The sequence below is a fragment of the Pseudofrankia coriaricola genome, assembly GCF_032027725.1.
Taxonomy (GTDB): Bacteria; Actinomycetota; Actinomycetes; order Frankiales; family Frankiaceae; genus Pseudofrankia.
The window spans coordinates 37,963-59,494 of sequence record NZ_JASNFO010000057.1 but is presented as its reverse complement, the minus strand read 5'-3'; the positions used below and the strand labels follow the sequence as shown (position 1 = coordinate 59,494).

Sequence of the window (21,532 nt, the reverse complement as noted above, 5' to 3'; positions counted from 1 at the left end):
CGATGAGCGATGTATTCGATCCGGTCAGACCAGTGGGGTCCCAGGTAGCGGCCAACTCTCTTGTCGTCGGAGGCAGTGCGATCGTCACCGACGAGGGGGGCCGGATCCTGCTGGAGCGGCGTCGAGACAACGGCCGCTGGGGCCTGCCCGGTGGCGGCATGCAGATCGGCGAGTGGTTCGTCGACTGCGTGGTCCGCGAGGTCAGAGAGGAGACCGGTTTCGAGGTCCGGGTGGACCGCGTGGTCGGGGTGTACTCCAATCCCGGCCACGTTATGGTCTACGCGGACGGCGAGCGGCGGCAGGAGTTCAGCGTGTGCTGCGCGTGCACGATCATCGGCGGCGAGCTGAGGGTGAGCCACGAGTCCACCGCGGTTGAGTTCGTCGCGGTGGACGACCTCGACCAGCTCGAATTCCACGAGAGCGCCCGCCAGCGGATCTCCGACTACCTCGAGGGTGGACTACCGGTGTTGCGCTGATCGCGGTCGCGCCCTGGCGGGCGGCTTTCGGCGTCGTTCTCCTCCGCCTGGACGGGCCCTGCCCGGCCCGACGCGACCGGCGACGTGCGCCACTACCAGCGAATTCCGCGAGAGGTGGCTGTTGCGCGGTCGTCGAGCGTCCGCCATCCTAGAAAGTCGCGGGCAAGAAGGGTACGAGTCCGGCCGCCGGCCCAGGCGGACACGCGCGGGCGCCGCATCGCGGGTACGGATCGTCGAGCCGCCTGGGCCGCGAACTGGTTGAGTGCCGACGGAGCATGCACGCCAAGGGGGAAAACGACTCCACGAGCGGCCGGAGTGCTCTTCCTGCAGCGCCTGCTCTGGCATACCACGACGCTTCCGACCTGCGGTCGATCGACGTCCGACAGTGACGGCACCGGCCGCCTGAGTCTGATGGCCCCTCGTGGCCACGGTCTTCGGTGAAATCTCGAGACCCGCCACATGAACATCAAGGATGACCATGACAACGGTTTTCACCGATTCCCCGATGCCGGATGACAGGCGGCGGAGCCACATCTACCAGGGCGACATCTTCGTCACGTCTCCGAATGCCGCCACCCGTGCGCTGACCGACTTCGCGCGTGAGCTCGTCGAGGAGGCGTTCGCGCCGCTCGACCCGCAGCAAGCCCAGCACGAGATCCCGGTGGAGAAGTTCGTCGAGATCTTCGGGCCGGTCAAGCCCAAGTTCATTCATCATCCGAAGACCAAGAGCCTGCTGCGCGACATCGTCGATCAGCAGAGTGCCGATCTGGACGAGACCTACATCGATGTGCCCCGCCTGCGCGGCGCCACCAGCGACGGCTACCTGACCGCCGGCGTCGGCTACGCCTTCCCGCTGCATCGTGACGTGTGGTGGTCGGCGCCGCTCGCCCAGATCAACTGGTGGCTACCGATCTTCGACTTCGAGTCCGAGTCGTCGATGGCCTTCCACCCGCACTACTGGGACACGGGCATCAGCAACGGGTCGGAGGAGTTCAACTACTACGTCTACAACGCGACCGGCCGAGCGCAGGCCGCGCAGCACGTCGGCAAGGACACCCGCAAGCAGCCGGGGCCGCGCGAACCGGTCCGGCCGGAACCGCAGATCCGAGTCGTCTGCCCGGCCGGGGGAATGATCGGGTTCTCCGCCGCGCAGATGCATTCGACGGTGCCGAACACGTCGGGCCGCACCCGCTTCAGCATCGACTTTCGGACCGTGAACGCCGCCGACCTGCGCGCGGGCAGGTCGGCCCCGAACGTCGACACCTACTGCGAGGGCACGAGTCTGCGCGATTTCCGGCGCGGCAGTGACGGTTCGCCGATGCCAGCGGAGCTGGTCGCCCAGTACGACAGCGGCGAGATCCCCGAGGGGGCAGTGCTGGTCTACGAGCCGGTGACGGCCGCCAGCTCCTGACCTGCACGGCCGGCCGGACTGGCCCAGCCGGCGGCGCCCCGACGATCTGGACGACCACCTTCGTGCCATCGTCACTCCCGCCGTGCTGGGCTCGGCCCGGTGGCGGGCCGACCCCGACGCCTCTCGGTTCTTGCTGCGGCGCCACGCCTCCATGACCCATCGTCCTGCGGTAGTCCCCGGCGCCACACCGCGGGTCCAGAAACTCTATCCGGTGCCCATTCACACAATGTCGACGACGGTCCCTCGTTTCCCATCCGCCTGAGGACGATCGCACTCCGACGCCCTATATTGAAAAATCTGCACGGCACCGGACGAGGGCTCGGCGCGGGCGTGGCGCCTTCAGCTGGCCAGTGTCCGGATGGGGCGAGAACCAGGGGGATCGATGGAGACTCGACGTGTGACCCGGCGGAAGGCGCGCGCGCCCGGCCGGATGGCTTGGCGCGTGGGCGCCGCTGGCCTGATGGTGGTCCTGCAGGTCGTAGCGGTCACAGCGCTCGCGACAGCGCCCGCCCGTGCCGACGGCAACCCGCCGGTCTCCGACGAGTTCTCCGGCAGTGCTCTCGACACCAGCCTGTGGTCGGTGACGGACCCGCGTGGCGACACCACCGTCTCCGAGTCTGGTGGGGCGCTTTCCATCGCGGTTCCGGGCGGCACGACACACGATATGTGGAGCTCCGGCCTCAATGGGCCCCGAGTTCTGCAGCCGGTCGGCAACCTGGACACCGACATCCAGACCAGGTTCGTCTCCGCGGTTTCGACGAAGACCCAGATGCAGGGTCTGCTCGCCGTCGGCGGCGACCGCACGGTGCGCTTCGACCAGAGTTACGACGGGAGCACCCAGCGCATCTTCGCGGCAAGTTTCGTCGGGACCACACCGACCGCGAGACTCAACGCGGCAGTGCCGACGACCACTCCGATAGATCTGCGGCTCACCCGCGTCGGAGACACCTGGACGGCGCGATGGTCCGCGGACGGTGTGTCCTGGAACGTCGCGGCGACGTTCTCGTTCTCGATGACCCTTGGCTCGGTAGGCGTCTTCGCTGGGAACGCGGCGACTCCCACCCCGGCCTTCACGTCCCGGGTGGACTATTTCCGACGGGTGACCGCGGACTCGACGCCTCCGGTGATCAGCCAGATCGCGGTCGCGCCGGCGTCGGACGGCGCCACGGTGACCTGGACGACCGACGAGCCCGCTTCGTCGACCGTCGAGTTCGGCCCCACCACCGGCTATGGCAGCTCCGCCGGTGACTCCAGCCTGGCGGTGACCCACCAGGTCCAGCTGGTCGGGCTGTCCTGTGCGACGCAGTACCACTTCCGGGTACGGTCCGCCGACGGCGGCGGCAACCTGGCCACCGGCTCCGACGCCGCCTTCACGACCGCCGGCTGCCCACCACCGGACACCACGGCCCCGGTGCTCAGCAACATCGACGCCCAGGCGACGTCGAACGGCGCGGTAGTAACCTGGTCGACCAACGAGCCATCCAGTTCACGGGTCGACTACGGCACCACGACCTCGTACGGCCAGACCGCTCAGGGCCCGAACAGCGTCACCTCGCACACGGTGACGATCAGCGGCCTCGTCTGCGCGACCCAGTACTTCTACCGGGTGAGCTCGACCGACACCGCGGGTAATCAGGGGCTTGGCACGCCTGGCTCGTTCACGACCCCGGCCTGCCAGAGTTCGGTGCTCAACGACGAGTTCTCCGGAACGTCGCTGAACACCTCGTTGTGGTCGCTGACCGACCCGGTTGGCGACGCCACGGTCTCGGTCGCGCAGGACCGGCTTCGGTTCTCGGTGCCGGCCGGCGTCTCACACGACTTCTGGACTCCGAACCGCGCCCCGCGGCTGACGCAGAACGTCCCGGACGCGGACATCGATGTCGAGGCCAAGTTCGACTCGGCGGTCACCGTCAAGAACCAGTCCCAGGGGCTGGTGTCCGAGGATCCGGCCGGTCGGCTGGTGCGGTTCGACACCTACTGGGACGGGACCGCGCAGCGGCTGTTCGGCGCGACGTTCGTCAACGGCACCCCGACCACCCGGATGAGCACCGTCATTCCGGCGACCGCCCCGATCTACCTCGGACTGCGGCGGGTGAACGACACCTGGACGCTGCGGTGGTCCGCTGACAACGCGACCTGGAACGTGGCGACGACCTTCACGTTCGTCACCGACATGTCCAAGATCGGCGTGTTCGTCGGGAACGCAAGCCCGAACCCGGCCATGACGGCGCTCGTCGACTACTTCCGCGTCGCCGGCGGGGGTTCGCCGCCGCCGCCGTCTCCGCTGACGATCAGCGGTGTGAGCGCCACACCAGGGAACACGTCAGCCGACGTGAGCTGGACCACCAACCGACCGGCGGACACCCGGCTCGACTACGGCACCACCACCTCCTACGGCCAGACCATGCAGGATCCCGCCGACGTCACCTCGCATCTCGTCCAGGCCACCGGTCTGCAGTGCGCCACGACCTATCACTTCAAGGTCAGCTCGACGGACCCAGACGGGCTGGCGGCCAGTAGCCAGGACGGCACGTTCACCACGACGGCATGCCCGACCCAGGGCGGTGGCGTCTCCTCGGACGACTTCTCTGGCCCGCTCGACACCGACCTGTGGACGGTGCTGAACCCGGGTGGGGACGGCCAGCTGGCGATGACGGGCACCAACGCGGCGATGTACGTCCCGTCGCGCACCACCCATGACATGTGGACCAGCGCTAAGACCGGCCTGCAGCTCCTCCAGCCGGCCCCGGACACGGACTTCGAGGTGGAGACCAAGTTCGAGACGAAGCTGGAGCTGAACCGGCAGACGGTCGGCCTGCTGGTCAAGCAGGACGCGTCGAACTTCCTGCGTTTCGACGAGTCGTCGAACGGCACGACGGTGCAGCTCTTCGCCGCGACCGTCACGGGCAGCACGGCCGTGACCCGGCTGAACAAGACCATCACGGCTGGAGACAGCGTCTTCCTGCGAATCCGCCGCGAGGGCAACGCATGGACGCTGCGCCACTCGGTGGACGGCACCAGCTGGACCACCGACGCCACGTTCAACTACACGATGCCGGTGACCCAGATGGGCCCATATGTCGGAAACGGCCAGGGTGCCGCGGCGGTCGCGTCCGTCGACTACTTCAACAACCTCGCGTCGCCGGTTGTCGATGACGGCGGCGCGCCGCCGGCGACGAGCCAGCCGGGCCAGATCCAGCCGTTCTACGGCGACAACCAGAACGTGGGGGTCCACGGATACCCGCAGCAGTGGGCTGGCGTGCTCGGCCGGGCCACCGACGCCGACGGCATTGCCCAGCTCTGGTATCGGATCAACAACTCGGCGCCGCGGCTGCTCAGTGTCGGGCCCAACAACTCGCGGCTGGAGGCGGCGGGTGACTTCGTCGCCGAGCCGGACCGCGCGGAGCTGGTCGCCGGGGCGAACTCGGTCGTTCTGACCTTCATCGACCGACTCGGCCACCAGACGACGCACACCGTGACGCTGAACAACGTCAACGGTCCCGCGCCCGCGCTCCCGTACACCGTGAGCTGGTCTGGCGCCAGCGCGATCAGCGACCGCGGCCAGGTGGTCGACGGCGTGTGGCAGATCACCGGTGACACGATCCGCACGGCCGAGCCCGGTTACGACCGGCTGGTCGGGGTCGGCAGCATGGACTGGCCGGCCGGCTACGAGGTCACGGTGCCGATCACGGTGCATTCGGCCACCTCGGGTGGCGCCGGAATCCTGGTCGGCTGGTCGGGCCATAGCGGCACCAACCAGCCCAGGACGTTGCACCCGTACGGCGCGCTCGGCTGGTTCCGGCTCAACAGACTGGAGCTTCTGGACACCAATGCCGTGGTTGTGACCTCGACGAGCAGATTCCTCACCGTGGACACGACCTACAACTACAAGTTGCGTGCAGATCCACAGGGCAATGGCAACAGCGTTTACAGCTTCAAGGTCTGGCAGGTGGGCCAGCCGGAGCCGGCGACCTGGGATCTGACGACCACGCTGCCGAGCCGCGCCGGGTCGGTCCTGCTTCTGGCGAACGACGCGGATGCCTCGTTCGGGACGGTGGTCGTCACGCCGCTGTAGTTCACGACAGCAGCAGCTGGCGGTCGGTGGTGGCCCGGGACACCGGGCCACCGCCGACCACCTGCAACGTCAGGCGGCCGGGGCTTTCGAGTGGCCGCTGCCGCTGCCGCGCAGGGCGATGCGACAGCCAGGGCCGCGGCGTGTTCCGTGACATCGGAATCCAGGACGAACTCCGGGCCAGCATGGTCGGCACATCAGCGGACGACCGACTCCATGCGAGGTCGGAGCGGCAACATAACGACCTCGGCGGACCCGGTGATCACCATTCACGTTCGTTTGGGGTGGCCGCGTCACGAAGTCCCCTGTGCGCCCTCGTGGTGGGTGTGTGGCAGTATGGCCACGCAGTCGAGATCCAGGGCAACGACGGCGTTCGGGTTGAAACAGGGCCGGGGCCTGGAGCACCCAAGAACACCTTGGACTGGCGCAAGCAGACTTCTGGGGGGATCCAGGTGGATTTGATCAATATTATCCGTGCCACGCTGCGACGCTGGTACGTTTCGTTGCCCTTGGTGATCGTTACCTGCATCTCGCTGTTCCTTGTGACGGCATCGTTTCCCCCTGTTTACCAGACGTCAACAACGGTGCTTATTATCGGGCCGCAGCAAAGCGTCGTCGGTGCTTCAGTGATCAACGTGAACCCCTTCGCCTACCTCAGTGACTCGGTCAAGGTGATGGCGCTCGCCGACGTCGCGGTGGCGAACAGCCAGGAGATCCACAACAAGGTCTACGCCGAGGGTTACCACGGCGAGTTCACGGTCAAGGTGCAGCCGGGGACCTCGTTCATCAACGTGGCGGTGAACGGATCGAGCCAGCAGGAGACCGAGCGGACCACCGGCCGCGTGCTGAAGGAGCTGCAGGACATCGTCGACAGTTTCCAGACGCGCAGCCCCCAGGCTCAGCGGCTGAGCGTGCAGGTCCTGCAGCAGCCCAACGTGTTCAAGGCCAAGCCAGACGGCAGTTCCAAGCTGTTGCTGGTCATCGCCGTGCTTGGGTTGGCCGCATCCATCGGCGGGGCTGTGGCGGTCGACCTCTGGCGGCGTCGCCGGGACGTGGAGGACGACCGGCCCGCGGGGGCCGGCGCGCCTCCTGCCCCGCGCGACGAGAACCGCGGCGACGTCTCGCCGGACACCGTACGGCTGCAGCCGTACGGCCGTGACCAGGTACGGCCGGCGCCGGCGGCGCCCCGGTCGGACGACCAGGAGGCGTACGCCGACACCTCGGGCCTGAGGAAGGCTTGATGGGCGGCCCTCACGACGTGGGCCACCGTGGCGGTCGTGCTCCTCGAGAGGCCGGCTTGGGGGATCACCCGCAGGCGGCGTCCGGCGGTATCTCCGCGTCGGCGGCCATTCACACGGGCCGGCCTCCGATCGGGTGGCGAACGGCGGTCCCCGGCGGGATCTACCTCCTGGCCGTGATCGTCTCCGGCCTGATCGTGCCGTTCGGCCCGGCCGCGCTGCTGCTCATCGTCGCGATCGTGCCGGTCGCGATGGTCTGCCGCTGGGATTCGGTCTCCGCACTGACCCTGTTGCTGCTGGTGGTGTTCGGCATCTCGGCGCGGTACACACTCGGAGTGGGCCCGCCGGTCATGTTCGCCGGCCTGTTCTGTCTGGGCGTGTGGCTGGTCGCCACGCTGACCGACCGCCGGCCGGCGCCACGCAGTCCGGTGCGCGCCGCGACCCTTCTGCTGATCTGGTTCCTGCTGCTGGGCTACGCGGTTGCCTTCACGAGGGTGCTGACCACCCTCGAGGTGAGCAACGGACAGCGTCAGACTCTGATCATGATAGCCGCGGCCGGGGTGACCTTGCTGGCCGCCGACCGGATCAGCGACAGACAGCGGCTGGATGTCCTGCTGCGCCGGCTGGTGCTCGGAGTCACCTTCGTCTCGGCGATCGCGATCGTGCAGTACCTGTTCGACCGTGACCTCAGCATGTACTTCGTGCCGCCGGGCCTGCACCAGGACGCCGCGGCGGCGGCCATCCTCGAGCGGTCGAACCTGCGCCGGGTCGCGGGTACCGCCGGTCACCCGATCGAGTTCGGCGTGCTGCTGGCGATGGTGCTGCCGCTCGCACTGCACTTCGCGATGTCGTCCTCGCCCGGTCGGTCACGTCAGTGGGCCTGGCTGCAGGTCGCGTTGATCGGGATCGGCCTTCCGCTGAGCATCTCGCGGTCCGCCGTGCTGAGCCTGGCGGTCGCTCTCATCGTCATGATGGCGGGGTGGGACAACCGGCGCCGACTGAACTTCGGCGCGTCGTTGCTGCTGTTCACGGCGTTCTTCAACGTCGCGGTTCCCGGCGTGTTGGGCACGATAAAGGCGCTGTTCCTGTGGGCCAACGAGGATCCCAGCGTCGCGGGCCGCACCGAGGACTACCCCTTGGTGTGGCACATGATCGCCCAGCGCCCGGTGCTGGGCCGGGGGCTCGGAACGTTCGTCCCTGGCCAGTATTTCTTCCTCGACAACCAGTTCCTCGGCACCATCATTGAGATCGGCTACCTCGGTCTGGCCGTCGTGGTGCTGTGGCTCGTCGTTGGTCTCGCCTGCGCCCGCGGCGCGCGCAGGCGTGCCGTCGACCCCGTGGACCGTCAGCTCGGCCAGGCGATCGTCGCCGGGATCCTGGCCGCTGTGGCGAGTTGCGCCACGTTCGACACCTTCGGCTACCGGCAGGTCACTTTCACCCTGTTCCTGCTCGTCGGCTGCGCCGGCGCGCTGTGGCGGCTGACCGCCGCCGACCGAGGCGTCTACGCCCGGGAGACGGGGGCAACGAGCGGATCACCCGCCGAGGCCGATGACACGCGCGGCGTGCCGGTGGCCGTGAACGGGTCATGACCGGCTCCCTGGGGCAGGCCTTGACGGACAGCCGGCCAGCAGGTCGGCTGTCCGTCAGCGGGCCGGCCCGGCGTTCGCCGGCCGACGGCGCGGCCGACGTCGTTCTGACACTGGCCTGGGAGACCTGGGCCGACATTCATCGGCGCGAGTTCGCCTTCTCGGTCGACCGGCTGTTCGCCCACCTCTATGCGTCGAACCGGGTGAACCGGCTGCTACTGGTCGACCCCTGGCGCAGCACGCTGGTCCGCCGGGCACGGCGAATGCTTGGTCGCCCGCCGGGCGTCTCGTTCCCCGCCGACGCGGGCACCAGTCACCTCACGCCGATGCGGGCACGGCGGGCGGACCCGGCCGAGCCGGGTGATGTGGCGGCGGAGTACCAGCGCTACGACGGCCTGGTCGCCCGCGCCGTCCGCGACCATGGGCTGCGCGATCCCGTCCTGATCGCGACGCATCCGTTCCATGCGGCAGCGGCACGACAAGACCACTGGCGCAGGCGGATCTACTACGGGTGGGACGACTTCGCGTCCTATGCCCCACACGCGCGCTGGCACGAGGCGATCCGGGACTCCTACCGCAGGATCTCGGAACATGCGCTGCCGGTCGCCGCCGTCACGCCGGCGATCATCAGAACCATCGATCCGCGCGGTCCGGGACTGGTGCTGCCCAACGGCGTGGAGCCGGCGGAGTGGAGCTCACCCGGCCCGGTGCCGCCGTGGTTCGCCGCGCTTGCCCATCCGATCCTGCTCTACACCGGCACGCTGGGACAGCGCCTCGATCTCGACGCGCTGATCGCGCTGGCCGAGGCCAATCCGAAGGGAAGCGTGGTCCTGGTCGGCCACTGCGCCGATCCCAGCTACCTTGCCCCGCTGCTGCGGCACCGCAACGTCCATGTCCGCGGCCTGCACTCGCGAGCTGCCGTGGTCGCGATGACCGCGGCGGCCGACGTCTGCCTGCTGCCGCATGTGCCGTCCCCGCTGACCGAGGCCATGAGCCCGCTGAAACTGTTCGAGTACCTGGCCGCCGGCCGACCCGTGGTGGCTTCTGACCTGGAGCCCGTGCGCGCGCTCGGCCGCGAGGTGCGCATCGCCCGTGACGCCGCGCAGTTCGTCGACCAGGTGGCCCGAGCGATCGACGAGCCGGCCGTCCCGCCGTCGGCGCGCGCTGACTTCATCGCCCACAACTCCTGGTCTCGACGGTTCGACGAGCTGCTGACCTTCGCGCTGGGAAGCGACACGTGAGGCTGGTCCCGGAGGCTGCCCGGTGAGAGTAGAGAAGTGAAGGCCCAGATTGGTCTGCCTCCGCGGGTGCTCTACAGCTTTCCGCATCCGCTCGGTGGCGCCGGGATCGGGACCACCGCGTACTACCAGGTGCTCTCGCTGTGGCGACAGGGCATCACCGTGGACGTCATGTGCGCGAGCCTCGCTCGGCCACTGCCCGCGGGACTGCGCGTCGTCCAGACGCTGGCCGTCGCCGGGCGCCGGGTGCCGCCTCGTGTCCTCGGGGTGGGCCGGGCGCGGGCCTACCACGACAGGCTCGTCGCGACGGTCGTCAGTCGCGGCCGCCACAACGTGGTGCATGCGTGGCCGGCGTCGTCGCTGCGCACGCTGAAGGCCGCCCGCCGCACCGGCGCGGCCGGCATGCGCGAGGTGCCCAACACGCACACCGGGCACGCCTTCGAGGTCGTCGGTCGGGAGGCCGACCGGATTGGCTGTCCGCTGCCTCCGGGCGCCCTGAACGCCTTCGACGCCGCGGTGCTGCGTGCCGAGGAGGCCGAGTGGGCGAGCGCGGCCCGTCTGCTCGTGCCATCGGAGGTGGTGGCGGAGACATTTCTAGCCCGTGGGTTCGCCCCGGACCGTCTGGCCAGGCACCGCTATGGGTTCGACCCCGAGATCTTTGGGCCTCCGGACGAGCGTGAGCTCGCTCGGGACGCCGACAGACCACTGCGGGTGGTCTTCGTGGGCCGCTGCGATCCCCGCAAGGGCCTTCACCTGCTGCTGGAGGCCTGGGAGAAGGCCGGCCTGAGTGGCCGTGACGCCGAGCTGACGATCTGCGGCACCTTCGAGCCTCGCTACCACGCCCTGCTCACGCCGACGCTCGACCGACTGGGGATCCGGATGGCCGGCTTCGTCGATGACGTCCCTTCCTTTCTGCGACGCGCCGACGTGCTTGCGCTGCCGTCGGTCGAGGAGGGCAGCGCGCTGGTCACCTACGAGGCGCAGGCCAGCGGCTGCGCGTTGCTCGTCTCGCGCCAGGCCGGCGCGGTGGTCACGCACGGCGAGCAGGGGCTGATCCATGAGGCGGGAGACGTGGCCGCGCTCGCGCGGGACCTTGCCCGGCTGGCGGCTGACCGGGAGATGCTGGCCCGGCTGCGGCGGGGGGCGCTGCGCGGTCGAGACCATCTCACGTGGGATTATGCGGGCGTCGCGCTGATGGACGCATATCGCGAGGGTTTGCTGGACATGGTCACCGCCCCGCGGGCGGATTGACTGGACTCGCGCGTCGGGCCGACGGGGGGAGAAACCGATCCGATGTCCGATCATGTGGCAAGTGTCATCATCCCGGCGCACAACGAGGCGGCAGTTATCGAGCGCTGCCTGACGGCGCTGCGCACCGGCGCCCCCCCGGGCGCCCTCGAGATCGTGGTCGTCTGCAATGGCTGCACCGACGCGACGGCGCAGCTTGCGCGGTCCGCGAGCGTGACGGTGCTGGAGACGCCCCAGCCAGGGAAGGCACGCGCGCTCAACCTCGGCGACGAGATGGTCTCCGCCTTTCCCCGTTTCTACGTGGACGCGGACGTGGAGGTCACGGGCCATGCCCTGATGGCCGTAGCGGCAGCGCTGAGGGACGGAAGATGTCTGGCGGCCGCCCCGAGAGTCGTGATCGACCCGACCGGGACGAGCCGGCTGGTGCGCGGCTACCACCGGATCTGGTCTCGACTGCCGTATGTGACAGCCGACCACATCGGCTCGGGGGTAGTTGGGCTCAGCGAGGCCGGTAGGGCCCGTTTCGTATCTTTTCCAGCCGCGATCGCGGATGACTACTTCTTATATGCCCTTTTTGTGCCGGGCGAGCGTCGGACCGTGTCGGATGTCACTTTCACGGTCTTCCCCGCCCGTACTACCCGCGACCTGGTGCGTCGGAAGACCAGAGTCTTCGCGGGCAACATCGAGATGCGCCGGGCCGGCCACGCAACCGCGCCGAAGGACGCCGTGACCCCGTCCGACCCGCGACCCGGCACCGAAACGGCCGCGGCGGTGAGGACCTCGGTCACGCCTACCGATCAGGCACACCAGCCGGTCGGCGAAGCCGAGCCCGGCACGCCACGGCGCGTCCGCCCGACCGAGAAGGACAGCCCGGCGGGCAACCTGCTGAGCGTCGTCGCGTCCGACTGGACTCTCCTGACGGCCCTGCCCGCGTACGTCGGGATATCGGTGGTGGCAAAGGTGCTGGCCCGTCGGAAGGTCGCCCGCGGCGACCTCGGCTCCTGGGAACGGGACGAGAGCAGCCGGATCAAGGTGGGATAACCGTGGCACAAAGACTCGTCCGCGCACTGCGGTCGGTGTTCGACGTTCGCGTCTGGGCGCATCTGTTCCGCCTCGTGCACTTCTACGGCTACTCGCATGTCCTGCCGCGCGCTCGCGTGACGATGGGGCAGGGGGTGCGCATGGCGCCGAACGTCTCGATTCGCAATGGCGAGCGGATCACCATCGGGGCCGGCGCGCACATCGGTGAACGCTGCTACCTCTGGGCGGGCGACGACCTAGGCCAGATCGACATCGGGGAGAAGGCACTGTTCGGCCCCGAGGTCTTCATCACCGCCTCGAACTACATGATCAAGCCAGGTACCCCGGTCATGGACCAACCGAAGATCGAAAAAGATGTACGGATCGGCCGGGATGTCTGGTTGGGCGCCCGAACGGTGGTGCTCGCGGGTGTGACCGTCGGCGACGGCTGCATCATCGCGGCTGGTGCTGTGATCACCAGGTCGGTGCCGCCCAACTCGATCGTCGCCGGGGTGCCAGCCCGGGTGATCGGCATGCGTACCGAGCCGGAGGAGGCTCCGACTCCGGTGGGCGTGTCCGGCACGGTCTCGGGCCCGGCCGCGAGCCCGGAGCCCGGCCGCGAGCAGCCTGCCTGAATCGAGGCGGGCGGCCTCCGGCGAACGGGCCATGACGGTCATGCCCACGGCGGCCCGACCTCCTGCCCGGCGAGTTCCCGATGCCAGGCGCCTCGGACATTGGATTAGTGATCGCGGCGCCGACCGGTGGCCGCTCGAACCGCGAAGGGCAAGGCAACCATGGGAGCCGACGTCTCCGTACTGATCGTCTCCTACAACACGGGCGCGCTCCTTGTCCGGTGCCTGGAGTCGTTGGCGACGTCGGCCGCGGGCGTGGCGACCGAGGTGATCGTGGTCGACAACGCCTCGACGGACGACTCCGTGGCGTCGGTCAAGGGTGGCTTCCCCGACGTCCAGGTCGTCGAGGCGGGCGTGAACCAGGGGTTCGCCCGGGCTGTGAACGCCGCGGCCGCGCGCGCCACCGGCGAATACCTGCTGTTGCTCAACCCGGACACCGTGGTGTTTGACGGGGCCGTGCACAACCTGCTCGCGTTCGCCCGGGCCAATCCGGCGTACGGCGTGTACGGCGGGCGGACGGAGCGCGCCGACGGGACGCTGGAGCCGAGTTCGTGCTGGGGCCAGCCGACCCTCTGGAGCCATGTCTGCTTTGGGCTGGGCCTGACGACGGCGTTCCGGCGCTCCCGGCTTTTCGATCCCGAGTCGCTGGGCACCTGGCGGAGGGACACCGTGCGGACGGTGGGAGTAGTGACCGGCTGCCTGCTGATGCTGCGGCGGGAGACCTTCGAGCAGCTCGGCGGATTCGACGCGCGTTACTTCATGTACGGCGAGGACGTCGACCTGTGCATGCGGGCCCGCGGGCAGGGCTGGGACCCGGTCATCACGCCGGACGCCACGGTCGTGCACCACGTCGGCGCCGCGTCTTCCAACTGGGCCAACAAGTTCGTCCTTGTGCTTACCGGCAAGGTCACGCTGGCCACCACCCACTGGACGGGATGGCGTCGCCGGCTCTGTCTGTCGATGATCGATCTTGGCGTGGCGCTGCGGGCCGTTCTGGATGTCCTGAGCAAGGCGGTTCGGCCCGGCCGACCACGCCGCAGTGACTGGCCCGCGCTGTGGCGCAGGCGTGGTGAATGGCGTTCGGGCTACCCGGCCGTCGATGCCGCCGGGCTCGCTCCCGAACGTCCCTGACTCAATATTCTCTCCAGAGAAAAAACGAAAGGACAACGTCGACACAGGTCGAGTGCGCGGCCGGGGGGCGTGAGTGGGGTGATCGTGGCTGTGAGTACTCTGACGTTCATGGAGGGGTCTGCCCGAGTGAAAGGAGACCCAACATCGGGGTCACGCCAGCTCCGGAGGCCGGCCGGCATTTAAGGCCATTCGGCTGACCGGGTCTGCGTAGGGTGCTCGTTGGCCACGTGACCAGCACCATGACCGTCCGTGACTTCGATTCCGTTCGCGACGGCCGACGGCCTGGGGATGGGGGCCAGCTCGGCCTGTGAGCGAGTCGTGTCAGCTCGACAGCCATTTGTTGTGTTTCCCGAGGGAAGCGCGTTCGCTCGGCCTGGTGCCGCGTACCTATGCCTGGACCTGCCCGCAGGTCGCTGGAACAGGCGGTGACGGGACCATTGATGGCAGGCGAACGAACGATGTCGCTGTCGCGCGCCGCCGGCTTGACGCATCGCCGTCAGCGACGCCGTTGATCGGCGCCAGCCGGGACGCATTCGGACGGATCACGGCCAGCAGTTTCCGACAAGCACACCGTTCGGCCTGCTCGCCTCCGAGGCGACCGGTCCGATGGTGAGGAGATCTCATGGGCCGCCACAACAGATCCCTTCAAAATCGCACAGCGTCGACCAGGCCGGCTCGGAAGCCGGCCGCGCGACTCCGCCTGCCGATCGGCATCATCCTGCTGGCGGCGCTCCTGGGAGCCGTGTGCTCCGCGGTCGTCCTGCGATCGATGAAGGACAACGTCACGACCATCGAGACGGTAGCGAGTGACGATCCGCTACCCGCGATCGAGTCATACGGAGTCAAGTATTCACTCAACGTAGGTACATCTTTCGACGCGATTTCCGACGCCCAGGTCACCGGAATACGGTTCTGGAAGGCGGCGACCACGGCCGGCCCGTTCGTCGGCTCGCTCTACAGCTCCGACGGCCGGGCGCTCGCCAGCGTCACGGTGGACGGTGGCAGCCAGCAGGGCTGGATACAGGCAGGATTCTCCGCGCCGGTGAAGATAACCGCCGGTCAGAAGTACGTCGTGGCTGCCTTCTTCCCCAAGGGGCACTGGCCGGTAACCCAGAAGTACTTCAACACCAATGGCCCGCGCACGGTGGGTCCGGTCAAGCAGACCCACGGCACCTACCTCTTCGCACGGGAGGCGAAGTTCCCGACGTCGTCGACGTCCGACTTCCTGTTCGTCGACCCGCTCTTCTCGTCGGTGAGCGTCCCGGCACAGCCGGCCGCCACGCCGACCGGCGAGGCGATGCCGACCGCGGGTCCCACGCCGACACCGACGTCGACACCGACGTCGACGGTGGCGCCCACGACCACTGCCCAGCCGACGTCGACGACGGCGCCGACCAGCGGCGCCGGGCCCACGTCGTCCGCGGCCCCTGGCGTGCCGTCGTCCGACCCGTTCTCCAGCACCTGTCCGGTCATGCCCGGTTCGGGCAACACCGGCCCGTCCTCCTCGGCGAGGCTGACGCCGTATTCGGGCGCACAGATCAAGGAAAACGGCGTCGTGCTGGACGGTCGTGATATCTCCGGGACGATCACGATCTATGGCAGCAACGTGACGATCAAAAACTCGGTCGTCCGCGGAAGCATCATCATCCGGTCAGCGGGCGGCGCCACGATCGATCATGTGAAGACGGTGGGCATCGCGATCATTTCGGGTTCGCATCACGTCGTGCGGTACACTGACATTTCGGGCGGCTCGGACGCGGTCCAGATCTCGTCGGTGTACGACCCGGTGTCCGACGTGACATTGACAAACAGCTATCTGCACGGGCCGAACCCGCCGCCGGACGCGCACTACGACGGGATTCAGATCCGCGGGATCGACGGGCTGCGGGTGACCTGTTCGAACCTGGACCTGGTGCCCTTCGCGATGAACCACAACGCCGGCATCTACCTCGAGTGGGCCGGGGGTGGCATCCGGAACGTCACCATCGACCACAACTGGATCAACGGTGGCGGATACGCCGTCCGGGTGGACGCCGAGAACCTCAAGATCGTCGACAACCGGTTCGGTCGGGCCTCTCACTGGGGCCTGTGCAACAATGATCGCCGCAACACTGGCGGTGGTCAGCGGACGTTCGTCAGCCGGGGCAACGTCTGGAACGACACCGGAGCCGCGGTGAACCTCTGCGGCCAGGGCTGAGTCCCGGCCCCGCGTCCGGGGCAGCGTTGCGTGGAAACCTCGTAGGGGGCGGGGCGGGTCGACCAGACCCGCCCCGGGAGGGAGAGCCAGATGCCGAGTCTCACCGGCTCGTCGAGCCGCGACACGCGGACCCGGATCCGCCCGGCGGCGCCGGAGCGTCTACTCGACTTGTGGCGGCGGATCAGGGGCAAGAGCTTCACCCTGGCGATCGCTCGAACGTTCGCCGCGCTCGGCGGACACACGATGATCGAGCCGCCGCTGCGCCTGCACGGAGCCCGTCGGATCGAGATTGGCAGCGGTGTCTTCATCGGGCCGGGCTCCTGGCTGCAGGTACCCAATGATCTGTCAGCTTCCGAGGAAGACGTCATTGTCCGGATCGGTGACGGCTGCTCGTTCGTAGGTTGGGCCACGGTGTCGGCGGTCATCGGCGTCACGATCGGCGAGCGGGTGCTGTTCGCCAGGGGCGTCTATATCTGTGACCACGATCACGAGTTCCAGCGAGCCGGTATTCCGATCATGGACCAGGGGCATCGGAACCTCCAGCCGGTCTCGATCGGCGACGGCGCATGGCTCGGTCAGAATGTCGTCGTACTACCTGGCGCGCAGATCGGTCGGGGGGCCGTCATCGCCGCCAACAGCGTCGTCAAGGACGAGATCCCGGACTACAGTGTGGCCGCTGGATCGCCAGCGAAGGTGATCAGGTCATGGTCACCGACTCCGTCCTGATCAGGTGACAGCGCTGAAACGTCCCGGTCGGATCGGGCTGGCGGTCGTCGCCGCCATCGCCGCCATCGCCGCCCTCGGGATCCTCGCCGCCATCCTGACCTGGCGGCCCACCCGGGATTCACCCACCGCGGCCCCGCCGGAGCATGCTGGCCGGCCCACCGCGTCGGGTGCCTTCTGCCCGGCGGTGCCCGGGCCGGCGAACACCGGCCCGGCCCCGTCGGTGCGGCTGACGCCGCACCAGGGTGGGTCGCTGAAGACCGACGGAGCGGTACTGGACGGTCTTACCTTCTCCGGGACGCTGACGATCTACGCCAACAGGGTGACGATCCGGAATTCCGTCGCGCCGGGCGGCATCGTCGTCCGGGGCAGCGACGTCACGATCGATCATGTCCGGACGACGGGTATCGCGATCGCCAACGGCTCACATCATGTGGTGCGGTACACCGACATCTCCGGCGGCTCGGACGCGATCCAGATCTCGTCGGCGTACGACCCGGTGTCCGACGTGACGCTGGCGAACAACTATCTGCATGGGCCGAACCCGCCGCCGGACGCGCACTACGACGGGATTCAGGTCCGCGGGATCGACGGGCTGCGGGTGACCTGTTCGAACCTGGACCTGGTGCCCTTCGCGATGAACCACAACGCCGGCATCTACCTCGAGTGGGCGGGCGCCGGTAACAGGAACGTCACCATCGACCACAACTGGATCAACGGTGGTGGCTTCTCGCTCCGGGTGGACGCGGAGAACCTTCAGGTGGTCGACAACCAGTTTGGCAGGGCCGATCACTTCGGCCTGTGTAACAACGATCGTCGAAACTCCGGCGGTGGTCAGCGGACGTTCGTCAGCCGGGGCAACGTCTGGAAGGACACCGGCGCCGCGGTGAACCTCTGCGGCCAGGGTTGAACGACGCCCACGTCGCGACCGAGCCGACAGGCAACTCATACGGGCGTCTGGTGACAGTCGTTCGGACCGATCACCAAGCGATTCGCCAGGAGGTCGGCGGTCGGACGCACGGCGCAGGCGCCGCGGCCTGTCGAGCCGTGCCCGCAACGAGTTCGCGACGAATGTGCGCCACCTCACGGTCATGAAGACCCGCCCATGTGTACGGCACACATTGATGTCTACTGAGTCTTGGCGGAAGCGGGCTTGCCCTTACCGTTCGGCGGAGTGGCGGGAGCCGATGTCGAGGTGGGGCCACCTGCGAGATCGCCTCATGGGCGGATCGGCGGTTGGCTCGGCTCGGGAAACAACGGGGGAATGAAAAATGACAGGATGGAATGTGCCCGCGGTCACGCGGATCAGTGTGATCGGCACCGGCTATCTCGGGGCCACCCACGCGGTGTGCATGAGCGAGCTGGGATTCTCGGTCGTCGGCGTCGACGTCGACCCGCACAAGGCGGCGAGCCTGGCGGCCGGGACCGTGCCCTTCTTCGAGCCGGACCTCGAGGAACTACTGCGCAAGAACCTCGACGCGGGCAGGCTGACCTTCACCACATCGTTCGCCGAGGCCGCTGACGCGGATATGCATTTCCTGTGCGTCGGTACTCCGCAGCGGCCCGGCTCGCGGGCCGCCGACCTGAGCTATCTCGACTCGGCCGTCGGCCAGCTGCTGGCTGCCGGCCCACGTCCAGGCTCCCTTGTGGTTGGCAAGTCCACGGTCCCCGCCGGCACGGCCGCCGCGCTGGCCGACCGCCTGGCGGCCGAGGCACCGGGAGTCGGGCTTGCCTGGAACCCCGAGTTCCTCCGCGAGGGCTTCGCGGTGGAGGACACCCTTCGCCCCGACCGCCTGGTCCTGGGACTGCCCAGCGATGACGGCGGCCGGGCCGAGGCGATGCTGCGTGCCGTCTACACCCGCGCCATCGAGGCGGGCACACCGGTGGTGGTGGCCGACTTCGCGACGGCCGAGCTGGTCAAGGTGGCGGCGAACGCCTTCCTGGCCACCAAGATCTCTTTCATCAACGCGATGGCGGAGATCTGCGACGTGACTGGCGGTGACGTCAAGACCCTGGCGTCGGCGATCGGATACGACGCTCGCATCGGAAGCCGTTTCCTGGCCGCCGGCGTCGGCTTCGGGGGCGGGTGTCTGCCCAAGGACATCCGTGCCTTCCAGGCACGAGCCGAGGAGCTGGGCGCCGCGGACGCCGTCGGGTTTCTCGCGGAGGTGGACGCGATCAACCTGCGCTGCCGGACACGGATGGCGGACCTCGCCACCGAGCTGCTCGGTGGCAGCGTCGCCGGGCGCCGAGTAGCTGTGCTCGGCGCGGCGTTCAAGCCGAACAGCGATGACATCCGTGACTCGCCGGCCCTCGACGTCGCCGCGATTCTGCACCGGGGGGGCGCCCTGGTGACCGTCACGGATCCTGCGGCGATCCCGAACGCTCGGCGCCGGCACCCCGAACTTTCCTACGCCGACAACGCCGTCAGCGCGGCGGCCGACGCCGATATCGTGCTTCACCTCACCGAATGGGCCGATTTCCGGGAGATCGACCCGGTGGCGCTCGCGTCGCACGTGCGTTCTCGGGTGGTCATCGACGGCCGCAACACGCTCGACGTCGCCCGTTGGCGCGCGGCCGGCTGGGACTACCGCGCACTCGGGCGGCCGAACGCGTAGTTGACCCGGATGGTTAAATGCCGGTCCGACACATTCCCAACAATTCAACTCGGCTCCGTTCGTGGAGTTCCCCGAGGGCCACACCGGCATGACGGGCGTGATCCCAGGCCCGGGCGGGACCGAGCCCCTGCGTGGATCGCGAGCGGTCGCGGCTCCGGGGCGTACCGGGCTGCGTGCGCCGCTCGGTACGCTGGTCGTGGCCTCTCGCGCCAGCGCGCCCGAGGCCGTCACGTGGCGTTGTGGCGTCTGGTGGGTCAGGCATGGCCGGTCAGGACGACGACGTCTCAGGACATCGGCGTCCATGACGTAGCAGCGAAGAAGGTGCGGTTCGCATGACGGTCACGCCCGAGGGGTCCGGCGCTCGGCTGCCGCGGTCCGGGTACCCCACGGACACGGTCGCCCGGGACGTCCAGACGGCACCCGATGGCACCCCGGCGCGGATCGCCGGGCGGCTGGTGCTGTGGCGCCGGATGGGCGGCCTGGTCTTCGGGCATCTTCAGGACCGCAGCGGCCGGGTGCAGATCTCGCTGGCGCGGAACGATCTCGGTGACGAGACGTTCAAGGCGTGGCACAGCTCCGCGAGGGTCGGTGACTTCGTCGGCGTCACCGGCACGGTCTACACCACCCGCAGGGGCGAGCGGACCGTCGCCGCGAGCGGCTTCACCGTGCTCAACAAGGGAATCCGGGCACTCCCGGACAAGTGGCACGGTGTCGCCGACATCGAGACTCGATACCGGCGCCGCTATCTGGACCTGCTGGCGAACCCCGAGTCGCGGGAGCGGTTCCAGACCCGCTCGCGGGTGATCAGCAGGATCCGCCGTTTCCTGGACGAGGCGGACTTCCTCGAGGTCGAGACCCCGATCCTGACCGACGCCGCCTCCGGCGCCGCCGCGCGTCCGTTCATCACCAGGCACAACGCTTTGGGCGAGGACTTCTACCTGCGCATCTCGCCGGAGACCTACCTCAAGAGGGTGGTCGCGGGCTCGTTCGACCGTGTCTATGAGATCGGCCGGAACTTCCGCAATGAGGGAATCGACCCCTCGCACCTGCAGGAGTTCACGATGCTTGAGTGGTACGCGGCGTACTGGGACTACCGCGACAACATGAGCTTCGTGCGCGAGCTGCTCCTAGCCGTTCTCGACGACGTGCTCGGCACGCGGTGCGTCACGTACGAGGGCGTCAAGCTCGACTTCGGCGCCGACTGGCCGGTGATCGACTACCGCGAGGCGGTCGAGCGGCACACCGGCGTCGACCTGCGGGTGATCCGCGATTTCGACACGCTCAAGGAAAAGTGCGCCGTGCTCGGCCTCGACGTCACGAAGGCCGCCTCCTACGCGGCGCTCGTCGACCTCCTCTACAAGAAGACGGTCCGCCCCCGGCTTGTGGCGCCGTGCTTCCTCGTGGGGCACCCGGTCGAGCTCGTGCCGCTGGCGCGGCGCAGCGACGACGACCCGACCAGGCTGGACATGTTCCAGGTCGTCGTCAACGGCTGGGAGATCGTCAAGGCGTACTCCGAGCTGGTCGACCCGGTCGACCAGCGGGCTCGGCTGGAGGAGCAGGCCGAACTGCGGGCGGCAGGGGACGACGAGACGATGATGCTGGAGGAGGATTTTATCGAGGCGATGGAGTACGGCATGCCGCCGATGTCCGGTCTCGGTCTCGGCATCGATCGGTTCGTCGCACTGGTGACCGACGCCCCGACACTGCGCGACGTCGTCCTGTTCCCGTCGATGCGCGGCGCCAAGGGCTCCGGGGCCGAGGACGCCATTCCGACCGCCGACGCGGCGGCAGCGGCGGCGACGCCCGTCGAGCCCGCGGGCCCGAAGCCGGACGACACTCCCGACGCCTGACCGCTACCCGGTCCGCTCAACCCGTATACGGATTGCCGACCGCAGTAATTCGTATACGGGCCCAAGTGGTAAAAAATCTATGACACGTGCGT

15 protein-coding genes are annotated in these 21,532 nt (G+C 68.5%); all 15 read left to right on the top strand.

The features are described 5' to 3' along the window. Positions 1 to 2: 2 nt before the first annotated feature. The 15 genes from QOZ89_RS28495 to lysS all read left to right on the top strand — a co-directional run bounded on the left by QOZ89_RS28495 (position 3) and on the right by lysS (position 21,440). Complete coding sequence (locus QOZ89_RS28495) at positions 3 to 476, top strand: NUDIX domain-containing protein (protein WP_071054594.1); 474 nt, start codon at positions 3 to 5, stop codon at positions 474 to 476. Between the two features lie 478 nt (positions 477 to 954). Further along, positions 955 to 1,887 (top strand): phytanoyl-CoA dioxygenase family protein, encoded by a 933-nt coding sequence (locus QOZ89_RS28490; RefSeq protein ID WP_071054592.1) that lies wholly within the window; start codon positions 955 to 957, stop codon positions 1,885 to 1,887. A gap of 442 nt (positions 1,888 to 2,329) precedes the next feature. After that, positions 2,330 to 5,962, top strand: coding sequence for a fibronectin type III domain-containing protein (locus QOZ89_RS28485; RefSeq protein ID WP_071054590.1), 3,633 nt, complete (start codon positions 2,330 to 2,332; stop codon positions 5,960 to 5,962). A gap of 449 nt (positions 5,963 to 6,411) precedes the next feature. Further along, positions 6,412 to 7,200: a YveK family protein gene (locus QOZ89_RS28480; RefSeq protein WP_131804241.1), complete on the top strand. Its 789-nt coding sequence runs from the start codon at positions 6,412 to 6,414 to the stop codon at positions 7,198 to 7,200. A gap of 56 nt (positions 7,201 to 7,256) precedes the next feature. After that, entirely contained in the window at positions 7,257 to 8,786 is a 1,530-nt protein-coding gene (locus QOZ89_RS28475) for an O-antigen ligase family protein (RefSeq protein WP_312626487.1), read from the top strand. Beyond that, a complete protein-coding gene (locus tag QOZ89_RS28470) occupies positions 8,783 to 10,024 on the top strand; it encodes a glycosyltransferase (protein ID WP_312626485.1) in 1,242 nt (413 codons plus the stop codon). The genes QOZ89_RS28475 and QOZ89_RS28470 overlap by 4 nt, the downstream gene beginning before the upstream one ends. 36 nt (positions 10,025 to 10,060) lie before the next feature. Next, entirely contained in the window at positions 10,061 to 11,272 is a 1,212-nt protein-coding gene (locus tag QOZ89_RS28465; protein ID WP_241842454.1) for a glycosyltransferase family 4 protein, read from the top strand. 42 nt (positions 11,273 to 11,314) lie between these two features. Further along, the gene (locus QOZ89_RS28460; RefSeq protein ID WP_083420126.1) at positions 11,315 to 12,310 is read left to right on the top strand and encodes a glycosyltransferase; all 996 of its coding nucleotides are present in this window, start codon (positions 11,315 to 11,317) and stop codon (positions 12,308 to 12,310) included. Between the two features lie 2 nt (positions 12,311 to 12,312). Continuing rightward, positions 12,313 to 12,924 (top strand): acyltransferase, encoded by a 612-nt coding sequence (locus tag QOZ89_RS28455; RefSeq protein ID WP_071054582.1) that lies wholly within the window; start codon positions 12,313 to 12,315, stop codon positions 12,922 to 12,924. 126 nt (positions 12,925 to 13,050) lie between these two features. Beyond that, positions 13,051 to 14,052, top strand: coding sequence for a glycosyltransferase family 2 protein (locus tag QOZ89_RS28450; RefSeq protein ID WP_241842453.1), 1,002 nt, complete (start codon positions 13,051 to 13,053; stop codon positions 14,050 to 14,052). 622 nt (positions 14,053 to 14,674) lie between these two features. Then, positions 14,675 to 16,249 (top strand): DUF4082 domain-containing protein, encoded by a 1,575-nt coding sequence (locus QOZ89_RS28445; protein WP_071054577.1) that lies wholly within the window; start codon positions 14,675 to 14,677, stop codon positions 16,247 to 16,249. 90 nt (positions 16,250 to 16,339) lie between these two features. Further along, positions 16,340 to 16,975 (top strand): acyltransferase, encoded by a 636-nt coding sequence (locus QOZ89_RS28440; protein WP_071054575.1) that lies wholly within the window; start codon positions 16,340 to 16,342, stop codon positions 16,973 to 16,975. A gap of 4 nt (positions 16,976 to 16,979) precedes the next feature. Next, positions 16,980 to 17,882, top strand: coding sequence for a right-handed parallel beta-helix repeat-containing protein (locus QOZ89_RS28435; RefSeq protein WP_071054573.1), 903 nt, complete (start codon positions 16,980 to 16,982; stop codon positions 17,880 to 17,882). 361 nt (positions 17,883 to 18,243) lie between these two features. Then, entirely contained in the window at positions 18,244 to 19,590 is a 1,347-nt protein-coding gene (locus QOZ89_RS28430) for a UDP-glucose dehydrogenase family protein (RefSeq protein ID WP_071054571.1), read from the top strand. 332 nt (positions 19,591 to 19,922) lie between these two features. Further along, positions 19,923 to 21,440, top strand: a complete 1,518-nt coding sequence (lysS, locus tag QOZ89_RS28425; RefSeq protein WP_071054569.1) for a lysine--tRNA ligase — start codon at positions 19,923 to 19,925, stop codon at positions 21,438 to 21,440. The last annotated feature ends 92 nt before the right edge of the window (positions 21,441 to 21,532 follow it).